Origin of the sequence: Nakamurella multipartita DSM 44233 (assembly GCF_000024365.1) — a bacterium.
Lineage (GTDB): Bacteria > Actinomycetota > Actinomycetes > Mycobacteriales > Nakamurellaceae > Nakamurella > Nakamurella multipartita.
In genome coordinates, this window is the sequence record NC_013235.1 from 2979807 (window position 1) to 2996872 (window position 17066).

General features: G+C 70.7%; 19 protein-coding genes. 14 read left to right on the forward strand and 5 right to left on the reverse strand.

Features of this window, described 5'->3' with window-relative positions:
• The first annotated feature begins 111 nt into the window (after nt 1–111).
• The 14 genes from NAMU_RS29325 (at nt 112) to NAMU_RS13470 (ending at nt 13936) form a co-directional block, all read left to right on the forward strand.
• Nucleotides 112–297, forward strand: a complete 186-nt coding sequence (locus tag NAMU_RS29325; protein ID WP_015747942.1) for a hypothetical protein — start codon at nt 112–114, stop codon at nt 295–297.
• A 62-nt stretch (nt 298–359) separates the two neighbouring features.
• Nucleotides 360–1466: a hypothetical protein gene (locus tag NAMU_RS13415; RefSeq protein WP_015747943.1), complete on the forward strand. Its 1107-nt coding sequence runs from the start codon at nt 360–362 to the stop codon at nt 1464–1466.
• Nucleotides 1467–1665: 199 nt separating this feature from the next.
• A complete protein-coding gene (locus tag NAMU_RS13420) occupies nt 1666–2766 on the forward strand; it encodes a hypothetical protein (protein WP_041368912.1) in 1101 nt (366 codons plus the stop codon).
• A gap of 30 nt (nt 2767–2796) precedes the next feature.
• The gene (locus tag NAMU_RS13425; RefSeq protein WP_169312498.1) at nt 2797–4119 is read left to right on the forward strand and encodes an ATP-binding protein; all 1323 of its coding nucleotides are present in this window, start codon (nt 2797–2799) and stop codon (nt 4117–4119) included.
• 82 nt (nt 4120–4201) lie between these two features.
• Nucleotides 4202–5323 carry a hypothetical protein gene (locus NAMU_RS13430; protein ID WP_138180190.1) on the forward strand — a complete coding sequence of 374 codons (1122 nt, stop codon included), beginning with the start codon at nt 4202–4204 and terminating at the stop codon, nt 5321–5323.
• Nucleotides 5320–5841, forward strand: coding sequence for a hypothetical protein (locus tag NAMU_RS13435; protein WP_015747947.1), 522 nt, complete (start codon nt 5320–5322; stop codon nt 5839–5841). Before NAMU_RS13430 ends, NAMU_RS13435 begins: the two co-directional genes overlap by 4 nt.
• Nucleotides 5838–8174 (forward strand): ATP-dependent DNA helicase, encoded by a 2337-nt coding sequence (locus NAMU_RS13440; RefSeq protein WP_015747948.1) that lies wholly within the window; start codon nt 5838–5840, stop codon nt 8172–8174. Before NAMU_RS13435 ends, NAMU_RS13440 begins: the two co-directional genes overlap by 4 nt.
• Before the next feature lie 190 nt (nt 8175–8364).
• Nucleotides 8365–10311: an SNF2-related protein gene (locus tag NAMU_RS13445; RefSeq protein WP_015747949.1), complete on the forward strand. Its 1947-nt coding sequence runs from the start codon at nt 8365–8367 to the stop codon at nt 10309–10311.
• A 60-nt stretch (nt 10312–10371) separates the two neighbouring features.
• Nucleotides 10372–10767, forward strand: a complete 396-nt coding sequence (locus NAMU_RS13450; protein WP_015747950.1) for a hypothetical protein — start codon at nt 10372–10374, stop codon at nt 10765–10767.
• A gap of 232 nt (nt 10768–10999) precedes the next feature.
• A complete protein-coding gene (locus NAMU_RS29970; RefSeq protein ID WP_015747951.1) occupies nt 11000–11176 on the forward strand; it encodes a hypothetical protein in 177 nt (58 codons plus the stop codon).
• Nucleotides 11177–11305: 129 nt separating this feature from the next.
• Complete coding sequence (locus tag NAMU_RS27430) at nt 11306–12079, forward strand: HsdM family class I SAM-dependent methyltransferase (protein WP_015747952.1); 774 nt, start codon at nt 11306–11308, stop codon at nt 12077–12079.
• 408 nt (nt 12080–12487) lie between these two features.
• Nucleotides 12488–12982, forward strand: coding sequence for a hypothetical protein (locus NAMU_RS13460; protein ID WP_015747953.1), 495 nt, complete (start codon nt 12488–12490; stop codon nt 12980–12982).
• A gap of 145 nt (nt 12983–13127) precedes the next feature.
• Nucleotides 13128–13448: a WhiB family transcriptional regulator gene (locus tag NAMU_RS13465; protein WP_015747954.1), complete on the forward strand. Its 321-nt coding sequence runs from the start codon at nt 13128–13130 to the stop codon at nt 13446–13448.
• The gene (locus NAMU_RS13470; RefSeq protein ID WP_015747955.1) at nt 13445–13936 is read left to right on the forward strand and encodes a macro domain-containing protein; all 492 of its coding nucleotides are present in this window, start codon (nt 13445–13447) and stop codon (nt 13934–13936) included. The genes NAMU_RS13465 and NAMU_RS13470 overlap by 4 nt, the downstream gene beginning before the upstream one ends.
• Before the next feature lie 147 nt (nt 13937–14083).
• On the opposite strand, the gene NAMU_RS13475 is transcribed toward NAMU_RS13470, so the two are convergent.
• From NAMU_RS13475 to NAMU_RS31030, 5 genes are all read right to left on the reverse strand, one after another.
• Nucleotides 14084–14884, reverse strand: coding sequence for a hypothetical protein (locus NAMU_RS13475; protein WP_138180193.1), 801 nt, complete (start codon nt 14882–14884; stop codon nt 14084–14086).
• A 101-nt stretch (nt 14885–14985) separates the two neighbouring features.
• A complete protein-coding gene (locus NAMU_RS13480; protein WP_015747957.1) occupies nt 14986–15315 on the reverse strand; it encodes a hypothetical protein in 330 nt (109 codons plus the stop codon).
• 133 nt (nt 15316–15448) lie between these two features.
• Complete coding sequence (locus NAMU_RS29975; protein ID WP_169312499.1) at nt 15449–15610, reverse strand: hypothetical protein; 162 nt, start codon at nt 15608–15610, stop codon at nt 15449–15451.
• The gene (locus tag NAMU_RS29330; RefSeq protein ID WP_138180195.1) at nt 15607–16146 is read right to left on the reverse strand and encodes a hypothetical protein; all 540 of its coding nucleotides are present in this window, start codon (nt 16144–16146) and stop codon (nt 15607–15609) included. Before NAMU_RS29330 ends, NAMU_RS29975 begins: the two co-directional genes overlap by 4 nt.
• 124 nt (nt 16147–16270) lie before the next feature.
• Nucleotides 16271–16957, reverse strand: a complete 687-nt coding sequence (locus tag NAMU_RS31030; RefSeq protein ID WP_245544895.1) for a hypothetical protein — start codon at nt 16955–16957, stop codon at nt 16271–16273.
• Nucleotides 16958–17066 lie beyond the last annotated feature (109 nt).

Below are 17066 nucleotides of genomic sequence, written 5' to 3' on the forward strand. Positions count from 1 at the left end.
CCACGGTGCCGTTCCTGGTTCCCGGCGCAACAGGACCGCCACCGGAACCTGCACGCACCCGGCCGCTGCCGAACCTGCTGGCGCCCCTGCCACAACCAGGTTCCGCCGGGGGTGGAGCGCTGCCCGGACTGCTCGGATGCGCTGGCGACCCACCCGTCCCCTCGGGTGCGCCGGTCGCTGGCCGAACAGACCAGCGACCTCGCCGTCCTGGAATTCCTGTCAACCGACCTGGCCGGTGACGTCGCGGCGGCCGCCCGAGCCGGCATCCGCCGACTCGGAACCACCCTGACCCGTTGACGGACAACACATCCGCCCCGCCCGCCCGCTCGCCCGACAGATCGTCGAGGAGGACCAGACCGGTGACGCGACGAACCAGACGCCGCCCGAACCCGCTGAGCGGGTGGGGAACGGCAACCGAGGTCCCGGCGGTCCGCCCACCCGACGAGGCGAAGGGCGCCCGCCGCTACCGGTGGTACCGGCGGGCCATCCTGGCCGGCGTCGTGCTCAACCCGATTTTGGCGTTGGCCCTGCTGGTAACCCTGGGGACCTCGCCTTCCGCGGGGCGCTCGGCGGACACTGCCCAGCGGTCGTCCGCCGGGCAGGCCGTCGCGACAACCGAACTGTGGAGGTGGTTGCCGCAGGTGATGCCGGGCGCGCAGATCGTCCACTGGGAGGGTGCGGACGCCGGCCCGGTGCCCACCACCGGCGCCGGCGGCGCCGCGGCCGGGGCGCCGACCGAGCGGAACACGTTCGTGGTCGCCGACCGCAACGGCGGGCTGTACGAGGCCACCGTAATGGTGACCCTCGATCCACGCGAAGGGGTCTCGGCGGTCGGCACGCCGTCGTTGGTGCCGTTGCCCGGCGGCGCGGCGTCGTCCGTCGCCTCCCGTGCCGGCGGCACCACCGAATGGACCGGCCTGGTGATCGGCCGCCCGCCGCAACCGGTCGCCGACGCGGTGAACACCTGGGCGTCGGCGTTCACCGCCGGCGACCGGGCCAAGCTACGGCTGGCCGTCGCCGACCGGGACACCACGCACGCGTACTTGCCGTTGACCGGCGTCGAGTCGGTCGAGGTGACCACCGAGCAGGCGGCCACCTGGCCGGTCGCGGACGGCGAGGAACCCGACGGCCGGATGCTGGTCCGAGCCCGTCTCACCTTGGTCTGGCAGGGCACCCCAGCCTCGGCAGGGCCGACAGCCCCGGCGCAGGCGGCGATCTCCTACGACCTGCTCGTCATCGACGCCGACACCGGCGCACCCCGGGTGGTCGCCTGGGGCGGCCCGGGCGCCGGCCCGACACTGACCCCGTTCGTCAACGCGGTCCCCGCCGAACTCCCCGAGAACACCGCCGCCCCGGTCGCACCCGTCGACGGGCGGGACCCGTCAGCGACCGGCACGGCGACTCCCACCATCACGGCCACGACAACCACGACCCGCACGGTCATCTCGACGGGCGGTGCCGGATGACCGGCGACATCACGCCGGCGACCCGCACCGCGCCCCTCCGGTTCGACATCGCAGGGATCTGCGCTGCGGCGCGACGTCGGTGGGACGACCTGCATCCCGCCGGGATGGATCCACCGGCCCGGGCGCCCCAGACCAACCCCGACGAGGACCGACGGCCGGGGGGAAGGCGGGCATGAGAGGAAGGCCCAGGACGCTGGAATTGCCCAGCGCGCACACCCAACCCGACTGGCCGACGACCGTCCGCGGAACGCTGTCCGGCGGCCGCGTCCAGGGCACCGACGGCAGCCTGTGGCTGTACTACACCGTGCCGCTGGGCATCGTCGAGGACGCGAAATCCGTCGCCGAGTCCCTGCTTCCGGGGCACCCCTTGCGCAACGCGTTCGATCAGCTCGCGGCGATGGCCACCCCCAGGTTCAACCGGCGGCAGTCCGCGAAGTCGACCTACCGCCGGGTGCGGCTGCTGCTGGTGAACCTGCCCGGGGTGTACCGATCGAGCAACTCCGGTGCGTTGGGTACGTTCCAGAACACGGCCTTCGCGGGCGAGCCGGTCCCGCAGCGGATCCTGGTGCTGGGCGTGCGATTGGCGCCGCGGATGGGATCGGGTGGATTCCGCTCCGCACTCGACTCGATGGTCACGTTCATGTCCACCCAGGGCATCCCGCTGTCCGACTTCGACGAGGACTTCGCCCGGGTGTCCCAGACCCTGTCCCGGTGCGGGCTGTCCGTGCCCAGCGACGACGAACTGGACGTGCTGGCCTCCTGGTGGTCCACGCGCCGCAACCGCGGCACACCGATGCTCTCCCATCCGGCGCACCTGCATGTTTTCGACGACGTGAACAGCACCGAGGCCGCGGCCCGGATCGGCGTCAGCGACTGCGCCCAGTGGACCGATCTGCCCGGCCAGTACCAGCTGACCGTGGCCTCGGTCAGCCAGGTGTTGATCGGGCTGGGGTCCGCGGACGACCCCTGGACCCGGTGGGTGGCCCACCTGCGGCGGGAGAACCTTCTCGCGTTGTCCATCCAGGGGCTCGTGGAACCGGCAAAGGTGACGGCCGCGGAGCTGCGCCGCGTCCGAAAGCAGTATGAGGCGGACGTTTCCGAGCGCCTGGCCCAGGGCAAGATGAACCGCGGGGACCAGGACGAGATGCTCCACGAAGTCACCGAGTTCGAGCAGGCCTATCAGACCGGGGGACCGCCGAGCCTGATCGACAGCAGCGTGCTGGCTGCCTTGAATGGCGGTCGTCAGGATCTGTCCCGCCGAAGCACCTCTCAGCCCTACGAACTCGCCGAAATGGCTTAGCCCCAGACCGTCGGAATGGCGGAGATGTGGTTGGCCAGCCCCGTCCTGTCCAATCCGCACCTGCACGACCTGCCAGCACCCGCGATCGCCTACTCCGGCATCGCCGGCCTGTCGAGGGTCGGTGACACCGACGGCGCGCAGATCGGGCTGACGGTGACGGACCGGCAGCCCAGCTACGTCTCGCGGACCGAGGCGTCCCGCACCGACCGGGCGACCTGCATGCTGGTGATCGGCCAGACCGGCTCGGGCAAGTCCTTCGCGCTGCAGTGGCTGGCCTACCAGTTCGCCAAGGAACGCGACGACGGGCATCTGATTCCACAGGTGATCTTTGATCCGAAGGTGAATTCGGACTTCTCAGCGATGGTGCTGGCTGCCGGCGGGCGGGTGGTGTCCCTGGACGACCTGATCTCCACCGACGGCGTGCTGGACCCGATGCGGTCCGACGAGCCGGATCGGCACATCGACGAGGCCGCCGAAATGATCATGTTCGTGAACCCGTGGGGGTCGCGGGCGGACGACAACTACACGGCGCTGCTCAAGGCACTGAAGGTCGGCGCGAGCGCCGGCGCCCGCTGCACCGGTCAGGCGCTGCGGATCGCGGTGGAGCGGGGCGCTCCCCGCGAGGTGATCCAGCCGGTGTTCGACCTGGCCGAGTCGTCGCCGTTGTTCCGGTCCTGTATCGGGTTCGACCCGGCCGCGCCGGGCCTGGGCACGTTCGACGGGCTGACCTACATCAAGGTCGGCCGATCGGCGCTGTCGCTGCCGCCGGAGCAGAAGAATCCGGCGGACTACACCGCGCCGGAACGGGCCACGGTGAACCTGATCCGCCGCGTCACCCTCGGCTCCGTGCGGGCAATGGCCGGCCGCGGCGGGGTGCTGCACGTGGACGAGGCGTGGACGGTGCTGAGCACCGGCTCCGGCATCACCGAGGTCGGCAAGACGGCCCGGTCGATGGACGTGCTGGTGATCATGTACACGCAGAAGGGCATCGAGGGTGAGAACGCCGGCGTGGACTCCTACGTCAGCCGGGTCCTGCTGCTGCCGATGAATACCGACAGGGACGCCCGGCAGGGCCTGGCGATGATGGGCGTGGAGCCCACCGCGCACCGCCTGGAAGCGCTCACCGAGGGCCCCCACCTGGCCGACGGGAAACCCAACTGGCGCAGCAACCGCGCCCTGATTGACCCGACGACCAAGCAGGTCCTGCGTGGCACCGTCGGCATCTACTTCGACCTACGGGAACGCGCCGTCGAGGTCGAGATCAAGGTGCCACCTGCGCAGGCGAAGCTGTTCTCCACCACCCCGACGGGCTCCCGTCCCGCGTCGCCGACGGGGATTCCGTCCGAGAACTGACCGGTCGGCCGGGGTGACGGCTCGGGCCCGGGGTTGCCGGACCGTCTGCGGGCGCAGGGTTCGTGCCGCGCATGAACTGGGTGTGACGAGGACACTGCACTGCGCACCTGACCCGGTCGTGCTGGCCCGGCGGTCAGTGGAAGGCGCCGTCGACGAACGCTCGGCCAGGGCGGCGATCGGTCAGCTCATCTGGATGTCGCCGATTCTGCGTCAGGTCACCGGCACCGAGGTCGGATCGTGCCTGCATCTGTTCGACGACGCACTGGACCACCTGCGGGACACCATGCTCCGCAAGGCCCAGACTCCGCCGGAGAGTGGCGGCCTGGACTTGCGGGAGGTCGCCCGGTTGGGGGAGATCGACGGCTGGATCAGGCAGCTCGCCATCCGTGTGGTCAAGACCAGCGTCCGCACCGCGCGTCGCGCCCGCACCCGAACCGGGATGGACCTGCCTATTCCGATCGGACCGGCCGGCGCGACCCCGGACCCGGAACCGGCCGATCACCCGGCCGGCGCGGAGCCGGAACGCCCACCCTGGCAGGACGAACGGCTGGCAGTGTCCAAACCCGGTGCGGCGCTGCAATCGTGCGCTCGGTGGCGCGCCCACGAACTCGGACTGCCCTCGTTGGCGCACCGCTGCGGCCCGGACGCCGACCGGCTCGCGGCCGCGGTGATCGCCGACCCGGCGTTCGTGACCCGGACTATCAACCGGATTGTCGGCATGCGGGCCGACCTGGCTGTCGGCGCCGTCGAGCGGGCGCTGTCCGCCCATCTGACCTCGAGCTACCGGCGATCGGACCTGCTCGTCCTGCGAGCCGAGCCGCCGCTCATCGCGGCGATGCTGGTGTTGGCCAGCGTCACGCCGCGGCCGCGGATCGCGCATGTGGTCACCCAAACAGCGAAAGACCTCCTGTTCTCCCGCGCCCCGGGGGATCCCGGCTGGGAGCGGGTGGCGCGCGACCTGACGTCGGCCTATGTGGAAGCACTGGCGGACGTCCCGTCGGAATCCGCACCGGTGCAGTCCGGTCCGCGGGATGCCGGGACGGAGCGGGCCGCCCAGCAACGGCTGCACCGGATCCTGAACCTGGCCGCCCGCTATCCGGGCGCCCCAGTGGGAGACACCCCGGAGGCCGTGGCCGCGGCCCTGGCCCGGCTCATCATCGACGCCGAACGAGTGTCCGGTACGCGAGCGGCGGCCGCCGCATGAGCGGCCAGGACACTCCGCTCGGAGGCAAGCGATGCCCGATTGATCGATCGCCCGAGGACCTCACCGACGGCCGGGCGGCTCCGCGGCCGGTCGGCGTCCCGGCGTCGTGCCTGGTCGCCGGGTCCGTCACCGGCGCCCACGCGTGGGTGTTGACCGCCCTGGACGTGACGTCGTGGCCCGACCCGGCGCTCGTCCTGCTGGTGGCAGCGCCGATGCTGCTGGCGCTGGCCGGCCGCACCTGGTTCACCGTGACCCACCTGCACTGGTGGGTCGCCGTGCTGGGCACGACGATGCTGTCGCTCGTCCCGCCGTTGACCCTGGCCTGCGGCACGTTCTGGGTTCTGTTCCACACGGTGCGACAGTCGCGGCGTCCCGGGCCTGACCTGTCCGCCTGGGCGGGCCGCCGGTGGCTGCGTCCGCTCCGCAGTTGGGTCGCCCACCGCCTGACCCTGGGCCGGACGTTCCTGGCCGACCCACCGCCCGGCCCGCCCCGGAACGGGTCCGGTGAGCAGCGGTGATCGACGACGAGCATCGTCAGGTCCTGGATTGCGCGGTCGAGCTGGCCACCGGTGGCGCCGTGTTCCGTCCCCGCGCCGCCCAGCTCGATCTGTCGTGCCGGGTGCTGGCCGCGATGGAGCAGACCGGTCAGTGCGCGGTCGAGGCACCCACCGGTACGGGCAAGACCCTGGCATACCTGGCGTCGGCAGCGTTGCGGGCAGCCAGATGTGATGAGCGGACGGTGATCTCCACCGAATCACTGTCGCTGCAACAGCAGATCGCCGACAAGGACGCACCGGTGATCACCGAGGCCGTGGAATCGGTCACCGGGCAGTCGGTGTCGGTCGCCGTGTACAAGGGGTGGCAGAACACGGCATGTGCGATGAGCGCGGTCCGGGTCCTGCAGGCCCTGCTCGACGACTTTCACGCGCCGGTCCCGGTCACTCGGGACGGTCTGCTCGACCTGGCCGACGCGGCCGAGGAAGCCGTCTCCGGCATGCCGACGCGCACCAGGATCACCGTCGACGGACAGCTGACCGACCCCAGGGACGCCCTCGGCCCCGCCGCATGGGCGTTGCGGGCGTCGGCCACCGTCGGACCCGCGGACCGGCCCAGCTACCCGCACCCGATCACCGAACGCCAGTGGCAGTCGGTCTCGGTGTCCGCCACCGACTGCCTGCGGAACCGGTGCCCGCTGCTGGAGTTCTGCCGGCCGTTGGCCGCCAAACAGCGGGCCTCGACCGCCGATCTCGTGGTCACCAACCACACGCTGCTCGGCATCCAGGCCGCCAAGAAAGTTCCGGTCGTGCTGTCCAGCCGATCACTGGGCCGCTTCCACCACATCGTCGTCGACGAGGCCCACGGGCTGCCCGATGCGGTCCGCAAGCAGGGCGAGTCGACGATGTCCGGGCGCCGGCTGCTGAATCTGGTCCGAGACGTCGAACAGGGCGTCGACCAATGGTCGGACGGGAGCGGCAAGCTCGATAGCGACACCGCGGTTGCCCTCAAGGCCCGGTTGGGCGGCGCCGGCGCGCTGGCATCCCGCCTGGATGTCGCGCTCACGGCGGCCGCCGGGACCGCAAAGGAACAGGTACGCCTGGGCGACGGCGTCAGCCCCTTCGGTGACGCGGCGGACGACCTTGTCGCGTTCACCACCGGCGTCGGCGGAGTGATCCGCGCGCTGGGGCTGCCCGAAGATGGGGACACCGACAGGCAGCGGCTGCACCTGCGGCTCGTCAACCGCCTCAGCGCGTTCCGGTCCGCGGTCGATGCCGTGAGCACCCACCGGACCGGCGTCGCTCGGTGGCTGGAACAGCAGGAGGACCGGTCGTGGGTCGTCAAGGCGTCACCGGCGCAGGTCGCCGACGCCCTGCGACATCAGGTCTGGGTGACCGAACCGGTCGACCGGGCCGACCAACTCGCCCAGCAGAACCGAGGAACCGTCGACTTCGACCCCGACCCGGCCGACATCTCGGCATCCACCGGCGCCGCCGACGTGGCCGGATCCCGAGTGGTCGAACCCTTGTCGGTCTGCCTGGTGTCGGCGACGCTGCCGGTCGGGTTCGCGCGGGAGGTCGGTGTCTCCGCCCGGCCCGCCGTGTTGAAGTCCCCGCTGTTGGCGGCGTTCGGGGCCTCCGCCGTGCATGTGCCCACCCTCACCGACACGGACCTGCCGGCCCTGACCGAGCGGGGGCCGGGTGGCCGGGTGCGGCTGAACACGGCCGAGCATCCGCAGTGGGCGGCGCGCCGGATCACCGAGTTGGTCGACGCGAACGGCGGATCGGCGCTGATCCTGGTCGCGACCGCGCGGACCGGCCGGCTCTACGCCGACGCGCTGAGGCTCGCGGCGAAGGGCCGCTGGCGGGTCATGTCGCAGTGGGACGGCCGTCCGGCCGGGGCCACCGCGACCCTGTGGCGCGAGGACCACAGCGCGGTGCTCGTGGGCACCCGCTCGTTCATGACCGGGCTGGACGCCCCGGGCCTGACCTGCACCCTGGTGGTCCTGGACCGCATCCCCCGGGCCCCGCAGAACCCGCTCGGCCAGGCCCGCGTCGAACAGCTCGAGGCGGACGGTCTGAACCGCTGGCAGGCCGACCGGCGGGTCTACGCCGGCGATGCCGCCGTGCTCACCCATCAGGCCGTGGGTCGGCTGATCCGTCGGGAGACCGACATCGGCATGGTCGCGGTCCTCGACCCTCGGCTGCTCAAGAACAAGCCGTGGTCGTACCCGGAAGCCACGAGGAAGCTGTACGCGGAGGCGCTTGGGGACTTCGGGTTCCGCACCAGCCGACACGACCGCGCCGTCGAATGGTTGCGTGAACTGCGCGCGGCGCGCGCCCCGAAGGCCGGCTGAGCCCGTGGCCGCCCAAGATCGCACTACCGATGCCCGACACGGCCCGACCGCCCGCCCGGCCGGTTCACCCGTCGATCCGGTGATCCGGTTGACCGGGCTCCGCGGGCAACGCCACCCCGAAACCTGGGAGCCCCTGACAAGGTGGGTCCGCAGCCTGCCCAGGATTCGGCGTCGGGGGCGCACGTGGGAGGTGCTGGCGTTCGGCGGCGACCCGGCCGCGATCCTGGCCGCGGCCGGATTCCGGGTCGAACCCGATGCCGCAGAACTCGTCGGCGGGCCGCTGCTGGATGCCGATCCCGGTGACCCCAGCCTCGCGGTGATCCGGCCGTCGCTCACCGGCCTGGCCGGGTGCCTGGACCTGATCGGCGGGATGTCCGCCTACGCGGCGGCCGCCGCGACCGTCGACTCGGGAGTCGTCCGGGTGCCCTGGGAGCGGGCGCGGTCCCTGACGTTTCGGCGGAGCCGGGCGGCGCACGAGATCCTCGACCCGCCCACCCGGTGGTCGCTGCCCGCCCTGTCACCGGAACTGGCGGCCGCCGCCCGGCGCCTCGCGGCATCGACCGGACCGGACGGTTCGCCGCAGGTGGCCGTCGATGTGGCGGTGGTGTCCGAACGCTTCGGCGCGGTTCCGGACTGGTTCGCCGTGGAACTGGATCCGCACCAGGTCACCGGCGCCCTGGCCGCGGTCGCCGGTCACACCGCCATCGTCGACCCACCCGGAGTCGGGAAGACCCTCACTGTGCTGGCTGCGCTGGCGATCTCGGGGTCCGCCAGGACGGTGATCGTGACCCCACCGCAGCCGGTGATCGGCCACTGGCAGCGTGAGGTCACCCGCTGCGGGCTGGCGGACCACGCCGGCCGCAACGCACGGCTGGTCGCGCTCGACTCCGGCGCCCGCACACCGGTCTTACCCGATGCCGGCGTGGTTCTGGTGCCCGACACATTGCTCGCCGCCCGACCCGAACTCGTCGACCTGATCGCGGGGTGGCGGCCGGTCGGATTCGCCGTCGACGAGGTCCACCGGTGCAAGACCTGGACCAGTCTGCGGTCCCGCGCAGTGCGGCGGCTGGCCCGGCAGTGCAGCGGCATCCGGCTGGCCGCGTCCGGCACCCCGATGTTGGCGAACGTCGTCGAGATGGCGCCCATGCTGGCGATCACCGGCCACCTGGACGCCGTGTTCGGTGGACGGGCCGCGTTCCAGGCCAACTATGCCCGGGAGAACCGGTTCGGCGGGTGGGTGAACCGGCGCCGCGAGCTGCCCAAGCTGCGGGCCCTGCTCGATCAGCAGGTCTGGGTGCGCCGACCGAAGATCATGCCGACCACCAAGACCCGCCGCGTCCTATTCATCGACCCGGACCCCCGGATCGTCGCCGACGCCTACGACGACGTGCACCGGACGGTCGACGAATTCCTCCTGCGGCACCGACACCGAACCGGCACCTGGCCCGACCGGGGCAGCTGCCTGAAGTGGGCCTGTAGCCAGCTCGGCCTGGTCACCCAACTGCGACGGGCCGCCGGAATGGCCAAGGCCGCCGCGATCGCCGGCCGCGCCGCCGCCTGGATGGCCGGCCGCACCCGCCCTGCCCCGGACACGGCCGCGATCTGCGACCGGCCGTTGATCATCTGGACCTGGCATCGGCAGGTCGCCGCCGCCATCGCCGCCGCCGTTTCCTCCCGGCCGGGCCGGCCACGTCAGGTCGGCGTGATCACCGGAGCGACCCCCGGAGCCGAGCGCGTCCGGCTCTGCGACGAGTACCAGGCCGGCCGGCTGCCACTGCTGGTCTGCTCGATCCCCACCGTCGGCGTCGGCGTCACCCTGACCCGGGGATGCGACGCGTGGATGGCCGAGACCAGTTGGACCCCGGCCGAAATCAGCCAGGCCGAGGACCGGCAGTGGCGTCGCGGCCAGTCCCGCAATGTCGTCGTGACGACCTTCATCGGCCTCGGCACACTGGACGAGCGGGTCCAGGACAGCCTGGGACGCAAGGCCGACGACCTCGACCAGGTATTGACCGGCGGCGACAACCAGGTTGCGGTGCTGCACCGGTCGACCCGGGCGCAGCAGGCGGACCTGCTGTACACGGTGGTCGCCGACCGGATCGGCCACCTGAACCGGAACCATCGCCGGACTGCCTGACCGTCTCCGCTTCATATCGGCCGCCGTGGCCGATGATCGAGTGCCGCGCACGAAGGGGGCATGGGGACATCGGCGAAACCGCCCGGCGCGCTGCGCGAGTACATCACCTACGCGGATTTCGCGTGGGCGACGAATCGGTTCGGGCCCGGCGAGGACATCTACCTGCTCGGCATGTCCAGCACCGCCCGATACCGGGTGGTGGGTGCCTTGTCGGACAATGAGTTCCTGGCCCGCGGTGAACGGACCGGCGCGCTGGTGCTGGCCCGGCTGGAGCACTCCCGGCTGCAGAGCGAGGTCCTCGTGGTCTTCGCCGGCTTGGTCGACAACGGCAGGGACGCGCAGGATGTCATGCTCGACGTCGACCGGGCGAACACCTGGTTCGGCTGGGTCACCGACCCGCAGGTCCGGGCCATGCGCCGCCGGATCCGGCTGCGCCTGCTCCGCAATCCGGCATGACGGGATGGTCTGGCCTGGCCGCACACGGTGAGGGTATGAACGAAATCATCAGCATGACCGACAGCGGCCACGACGTGGTCGACCCGGAGCGCGACCGTGCGATCGACGACCTCACCTACCTGCTCGACGAGTCCGATGACCAGGATCTGCTGATGCGACACGCCCGGCACCCACATCCCTGGGTGCGGCAGGCCGTTGCCGGCAACCCGGCCACCCCGCAGGACACGGTCGCATGCTGGCCCAAGACGAGGCCCCGGTGGTCCGACGCAACGCCGCCGTCACCTGCGCCGAACCCGGCGTCCTGCGGATCCTCTCCCGCGACCCGGACCCGGCGACCACCCGCATCGCGAGAACCACCCTGCGCCGCCTGATGCGCCGGCCCAAGCCGCCGCGCGCGGGTCGGACCTGAGCAACCGGCACTGCTCCCCGCAGGAGCCGACTCGGGGCGACCGGTTCGCCGCCAACCCGGGTATCCCCGTGGCGCTCCCACCAACACGGCCGAACCGGCCGCCGGGCGACTGCCGCGCACGAACACTGCATGGCACACCGCACGGGCAGCACCGTCAGCAGGCTCGCCGACCGCCTTCGCGACGCGGCCGCTCGCCACGGCTGCGACGGGCCGGTGGCCATCCCGCTGGCCGCACTGGCCACCGGCATCCTGTTGCTGGGGGCGCCGCCGACACTCCGCACCACGTTCCTGCACCGACTGTCCGACCGAGCGCACACCCGCGACGCCCGAGCGATCTGGCGCGCCGCCGCCGCCGACTACCCCTACCTGTCCGGCAACCTCGATCCGCTGATCGGCTGGCTCACCAGTGAACCGCCTGACCATCAGATGAAAGCCCTCGCCGAATGTTTCGGCGCGCTGACCTTATTCGACCTGAAGGGTGCCGCGGAATCACCGGGTGTCGGCGGGGATCTGCTGGGCCCCGTGTACAGCGAGCTCCGCGGCGACCGCTCACGGCAGCGCACCGGAGCGTTCTACACACCCCCGGACCTGTCGGCACTGCTCGCCGCAATGACCGGACCCCGGCCCGGCGACCGGGTGTTCGAGCCGGCCTGCGGCACCGGCGGCATGGTCCTGGCCGCAGTCCGGTCCATGCGCGAGCGGGACCTGGACCCGAACAGCTGCACCTGGACGTTGAACGACCTCGATCCGGTCGCGGTGGCCCTGGCCTCGGTGAACATGGCCGCCCACGGCGTCCGGACCGTCCACCTCCGCTGTGGTGACGCCCTGGCGCAGCAAAGCGCAGCGGACGGGCGCGATGGATTGTCGGACGCATGGGCGGCATCGCACGCGGACGCGACATGATCGACAACCCCGGGGGCCCCACACCGCCGTGCGTCCGAGAGGCGGGAGATCAAGTCGGCACCATGCATTGCCAGAGAGGATCTGCGGAGGTCAGTCGTTCACTGGCTGGTGCATGGTCGCGTGCACGCCTTCGATCGGATCACCGACCCCCGGCAGGTCCACGTCAGCCTGGACGCCTGGAACCTGACCCCGACGCAGAATCCGAGATCGTCCGAATCATCGGCGCTCCCGAACCGTCCGACGTGACCGATCGGCAGACCCGGCACCTTGAGCAGGCAGTTCGGTGGAGGGCAGGTCTGCCTTCGCGTCAACGGTCGAGGTGCGGGTACCGCGCACGACCGCCGTGCGAGTGACAGCCGCCGAAGCGAACCCCGCTGCGGGCGGCGATCTCACGAAGGAGGCGCGGTCATGGGAATCACGATCGGATTGGAGATGCCGGACCAACCGCTGTCGTGGACCGTCGTCCACCGCGACGATGACTCGCCGTGGAGGGGCGGCTTCGCCGACGCGGCGGCCGCGGAGTCGGCGGCAAGGCGCCACGACCGCGTGTGCCACCACGAAGATTGCGTCGTTTACGGGTCACGGGTAGTCGCCGTGTTCGAGCCGGAATTCGACGCGGCACCGTCGGTGCAGATCTCGGCGTCCAACGCCCGGCACTTGGCCGACGTTCTCGGCCTGGGGACGGACATCTGGGAGGTCCCGGCGCTGGATCCGGACGCCTTGATGGGACGAGTGCTGCTCGCGCAGGCCATCAGCCCGGTCGACGTCGGCGTGCCCCCGGCCGTCGCTGGGCAGGTGATCGACTGCGGTCGGCGCGCCGGATGGACCGAGCACCGGCTTGCGCAAGTGCACCAAGTCGCGATGGCCGCAAGGAGGCTGGGCGTCAGGGTCATTTGGTCCTGACCCGAGCCGTTCGGTCGTCCTCCGAGTCGACTCTCCATCTCGTCGGTGTCTGCGTGGGCTGGCTGTTCGCGGGGGCGCGCACGATGGCCGCGCATGAAGGGGACGGACCGCGATCGTCGCGGGTGATCGACCGGAGGTGACCGGGATGGCGACCTACGACATCCGACCCGTCGATGGCGCGATGCCGAGCAACCCAGCGTTCGACGAGAGGGCCGCCTGTCGCGGCCTGGACACCGAGTTCTGGTTCTCGTCCAACGCCGCGGCCCGCGAGTTCGCCGTCGAGACCTGCATCGACTGCCCGATTCGGCGCGGGTGTGAGCAGTACGGCATCGCGTCGCGGCAAACCGGCATCTGGGGTGGATCGGTCCTGGACCGGGGGCGGCCGGAAGGTGCCGCCCGGGGTTGGCGAAATCCGTATCCGGTCGTGCCCGCAGGCCCTCGGCGACGCCAGCCGGTACCTGCATGAGTACCGACCTCCCAATCGGCAACGGCAACGTGGTCGAGCGGTCGGGTGACCTGTTCCGGTCCGGCGCCGACGCCATCGCTCACGGTGTCAACACCTTCGGGCTGATGGGCGCCGGAGTCGCGCTCGGTGCCCGAACCAGGTTCCCGCAGGCCTATCGCGAGTATCGGGGCTGGTGCCGCACCGGCCGCCTCCTTCCTGGCGGGGCGCACATCTGGGTGCCGCCGGCCGGTGCCGATCTGCCGATCCTGGTCAATCTCGCCTCGCAGGACCGGCCCGGCCCGCATGCCCGGCTGGACTGGATGACCGAGGCACTGCATGCAGCCGAGCGAACACTCGTAGAACTCTCCGATCGACGGCCGGGCTGGAGGCTTGCGCTCCCGCGGATAGGTTGCGGCATCGGTGGCCTGGACTGGTCGCAGGTCTGTCCGGTTCTCGACGCCTTCGCCGGCCGTGTCCCCTTCACTGTCGAGGTGTGGACACCGGGCTGAGCGCCTCGCCGGCATGGTCCCCGCATCGGGACTCCCGATGCGACATGGGCCCCTCCGTAACGGCCGAGGCGCTCTGCCTGGCATCGTGGCCAGGAACCGCGGTTGCGAGCAGGAACCGTCTCCCGAACGAGACCACCTGTTCTCCGCTCAGGACTTGGAGAGGTCGCCGCCGATCAGGACGAATCGGTTCGGCCCGTCGCGGTGGATGAGCGGATGGCTGCTGATCTTCCTCATGTTCGCGGACATCTCGGTGTATCCGGCGACGCGGAGCGCGTCGATCATCTCCTGGCGGGTGAGGTCGCGACCGGCGGCGACTGCGACCAAGGCACGGTATCGGGCCGGCGGGGCGAGGCCTTCTGGCGCACGCCATAGACCCCGATCGTCTCGGGTCGCACCGATAGCACGGAGCGCGCTGGCGAGCTGCTGGCTCGCGATGAGCGGACGGGATCGGGCGCGTCGGGCCCGCGTGACGGCTTGGTGCAGCGTGCTCATTCGGAGCGGGCCGACGGCGGCAAGAATTCGGCCGGCGACCCAGGCGGCCGCGCGATCGGATCGCGAGGACATGGGCGCCGCCGTGGCCGGAGGAAATGTCGGCTGGGCCCTTGGGGGGCGTGGAGCTGCCAAGCCGAATGTGCCCACGGCGCGGACTCGACCGAGGTGGTCCTCGCCCGTGCGGGTACGTCGGGCCAGCTCAGTGACCAACTCGATGGGAAGTGGGTGCCGCGACCCGGCGGCGGCGAGCATCTTCGACCAAATATTCAAGGTCACGGTGCTGACCCCGTGACGGGCGGCGACGACCGCCACGGGATCGGCGGGAAGCCCAGCGAGGCCGAGGCAATCGAGCATCGCACGGACTCGATCGGTGCGCAGGGGCCCGAAGACGCGGTAGGCGAGCTGCGACAAGACCACCGGCGGCGTCGTGCCGGGCAGCGGAACCCCGTCGCGCATGGGAGCCACCGTAGAGCCTTCGTTCGTTTGCGCGACCATTGGCCGGGAATCCGACTTGCTTGATCAGCTCGCTCGTCTTGGCCGGCCAGCTCTGCCAACGCTCAGGACGTCTGCTGCCGCATCGTTCGATAAGCCTCGGCGTCGTCGGCGATCTCGCCGCGCAACTGGCCCTGGCGCACGTCGGTCCAGGACGCCTTGCGGAGCATCCGGGCCGGCACGAGGTGCTCCTGATGCAGGAAGTCGCCGTATTGAAGCTTGACCTGGTACCGCACGGCGCCCAGCCACCCGACGCTGGAGAGCACCCAGGCGTCGAGCATGCCGACGACCTGAATGGACAGCTCGGCCAGAATCGTGACGTTCGGCCGTCGGAAGTGCGGTGGTCGCCCGTACAGTGCCGCCAGGTCGATCAGGACGAGTTCGGGTGGTTTCACCGGCCTGATGATGTCTGTGGTCGTCGGGGTGCCTGACCAACGTGAAGGTTGGGCAGGAGTCAACACTGATCGATCATACGTTCGACAGCACATGTGGGGCGCCGTTCGTGGTCACCCCCCGGCGAGTGGCCGCTCAAGCCCCGCGCGGATGATGCTGTTCCGAGTCGGCCGTGAGGTCGCGGAGGAACTCCATCGTGTCGGCCGCGCCGTCGGGACCCATCGCCAGGAGGTCGTCCATTGCGCCCGCCGAGATGCTCACGCCCGGGATGCCGCTGGGATAGTGCTCTTGACTCATCGCCTCCTTGGTCCGCTGCTCCGCCCATGCCATGAGGTGGGACGGCCCGGCGTCACTGTCCCATTCGAACACCAGGTCCGGGCGCTGGAGAACCGTGGAGGCCAGTGCGTGAGGCCGGCGTTGATCGCCTGCACCGACCACGCCGGCACCACCTCGGACTGCAGCAGGCAGTTGCCGGACAGGTGTGCCGCGAACTCGGCGGACTCCGTTTCGCAGAGGGTGTCCGCGGCCGGCGACAAGTATTCGGCGATGGTGCGCGGAAGCAGTGCCCGCGGCTCGATGACGCGATGGAGGCTCAGGTCCGGCGCCCACTCGAATGCACACAACGGATCGGCGTCACCGCTACGACCGTCACCACGATCGCTCGGCGGGTCCAGGGCCAACGTCCATGGCCGTGGGTCTTCGCCGCCCTCGACCTCATCGACGTTGATGGCCACCCAGTCCTGGGCCCACGGGTCAGATTGTGAAATCTGGTCGCAGTGCCATTTCACTCGGCCGTTGATGGGAAGCCCGGCGATCAGCAGGCTGGAAGGCATGGACTCGTCTTCGTTGTCTCGGTCATAACCTGCTCTATGCGCGGCCTCCCGAGTTCAGCCGCACGGCCGACGACCAACCGGACTGCGCGGTCGGTCAGCCACGCTTGTTTGGGCGCTGCCGGGGTCAGGTTTTGGTGAATCCGGCGTCGCGCAGGGCGCGCTCCGCCTGACGCGCGGACCTGCCCCGCGTGAGGAAGTCGGCGTCCTGCCCATCCCGGATCCGGTTGACGGTCTCCGTCAGGTCGGCCAGCTGCTGCGCCACCACCTCGAGCTTGCCGTCGTCGCGAATTGCCGGATCCTGCCAAACCCGGTTCGGGTAGTGGCCTTCGCCGTAGAAGTAGCAGACGTTTCCCCAGGTCATAGGCTGTCCCTCCCAAGTCATGCTGGAGGGTTCATCCTTCACCCGCTTGTACTCGTCCTCAGGCAACGAGGAGGAGTAAGCCTGGTCGACTGCTCGCATCACGCGAACGAGTTGTCGAACTTGTCCGGATGGCATCGGTGCCGGCGGAAAGTGCGCATCGGACGCTGCCGCGGCAGCTTCGTGAATCCGATCCCAATCGGCCGCAGACTGCCGGGATTCACCGCTGAAAACCCGCTCTCGTGGACGGCTGGAACTTGGGTGGGTCTTCTCCACATGTGCTTGGACCAGTTGCCGCCGGACGTCGGGGTGGGCACGCTGAACCTGCGCCAGGACCGCATCCGGTACCGGGCATCGCCGCCAGAAGGCGATCAGCTGTTCAGCGCACACGGGTTCCGGCGGGTAGGCATACGTGCCGTCTGCGTTGTACTCATCCCACTCCGACTCGGGCATGAGGCAATCATCGGCGCCACTGTCTAGGACTGCGCACTCGCCCCCCAGTAGTCGCAGCTCGCCGGGCGCTCGGGTGTTCTGGTCAAATCGGCCATCTGCGGTTCGGGGC

Excerpts from the sequence above, each read along its gene's own strand:
- NAMU_RS13435 (WP_015747947.1), top strand. The coding sequence starts at position 5,320 with ATGAGCGGCCAGGACACTCCGCTCGGAGGCAAGCGATGCCCGATTGAT.
- NAMU_RS13450 (WP_015747950.1), top strand. The coding sequence starts at position 10,372 with ATGGGGACATCGGCGAAACCGCCCGGCGCGCTGCGCGAGTACATCACC.
- NAMU_RS29970 (WP_015747951.1), top strand. The coding sequence starts at position 11,000 with ATGCTGGCCCAAGACGAGGCCCCGGTGGTCCGACGCAACGCCGCCGTC.
- NAMU_RS27430 (WP_015747952.1), top strand. The coding sequence starts at position 11,306 with ATGGCACACCGCACGGGCAGCACCGTCAGCAGGCTCGCCGACCGCCTT.
- NAMU_RS13460 (WP_015747953.1), top strand. The coding sequence starts at position 12,488 with ATGGGAATCACGATCGGATTGGAGATGCCGGACCAACCGCTGTCGTGG.
- NAMU_RS13465 (WP_015747954.1), top strand. The coding sequence starts at position 13,128 with ATGGCGACCTACGACATCCGACCCGTCGATGGCGCGATGCCGAGCAAC.
- NAMU_RS13470 (WP_015747955.1), top strand. The coding sequence starts at position 13,445 with ATGAGTACCGACCTCCCAATCGGCAACGGCAACGTGGTCGAGCGGTCG.
- NAMU_RS13475 (WP_138180193.1), bottom strand. The coding sequence starts at position 14,884 with ATGCGCGACGGGGTTCCGCTGCCCGGCACGACGCCGCCGGTGGTCTTG.
- NAMU_RS29975 (WP_169312499.1), bottom strand. The coding sequence starts at position 15,610 with ATGAGTCAAGAGCACTATCCCAGCGGCATCCCGGGCGTGAGCATCTCG.
- NAMU_RS29330 (WP_138180195.1), bottom strand. The coding sequence starts at position 16,146 with ATGCCTTCCAGCCTGCTGATCGCCGGGCTTCCCATCAACGGCCGAGTG.
- NAMU_RS31030 (WP_245544895.1), bottom strand. The coding sequence starts at position 16,957 with ATGCCCGAGTCGGAGTGGGATGAGTACAACGCAGACGGCACGTATGCC.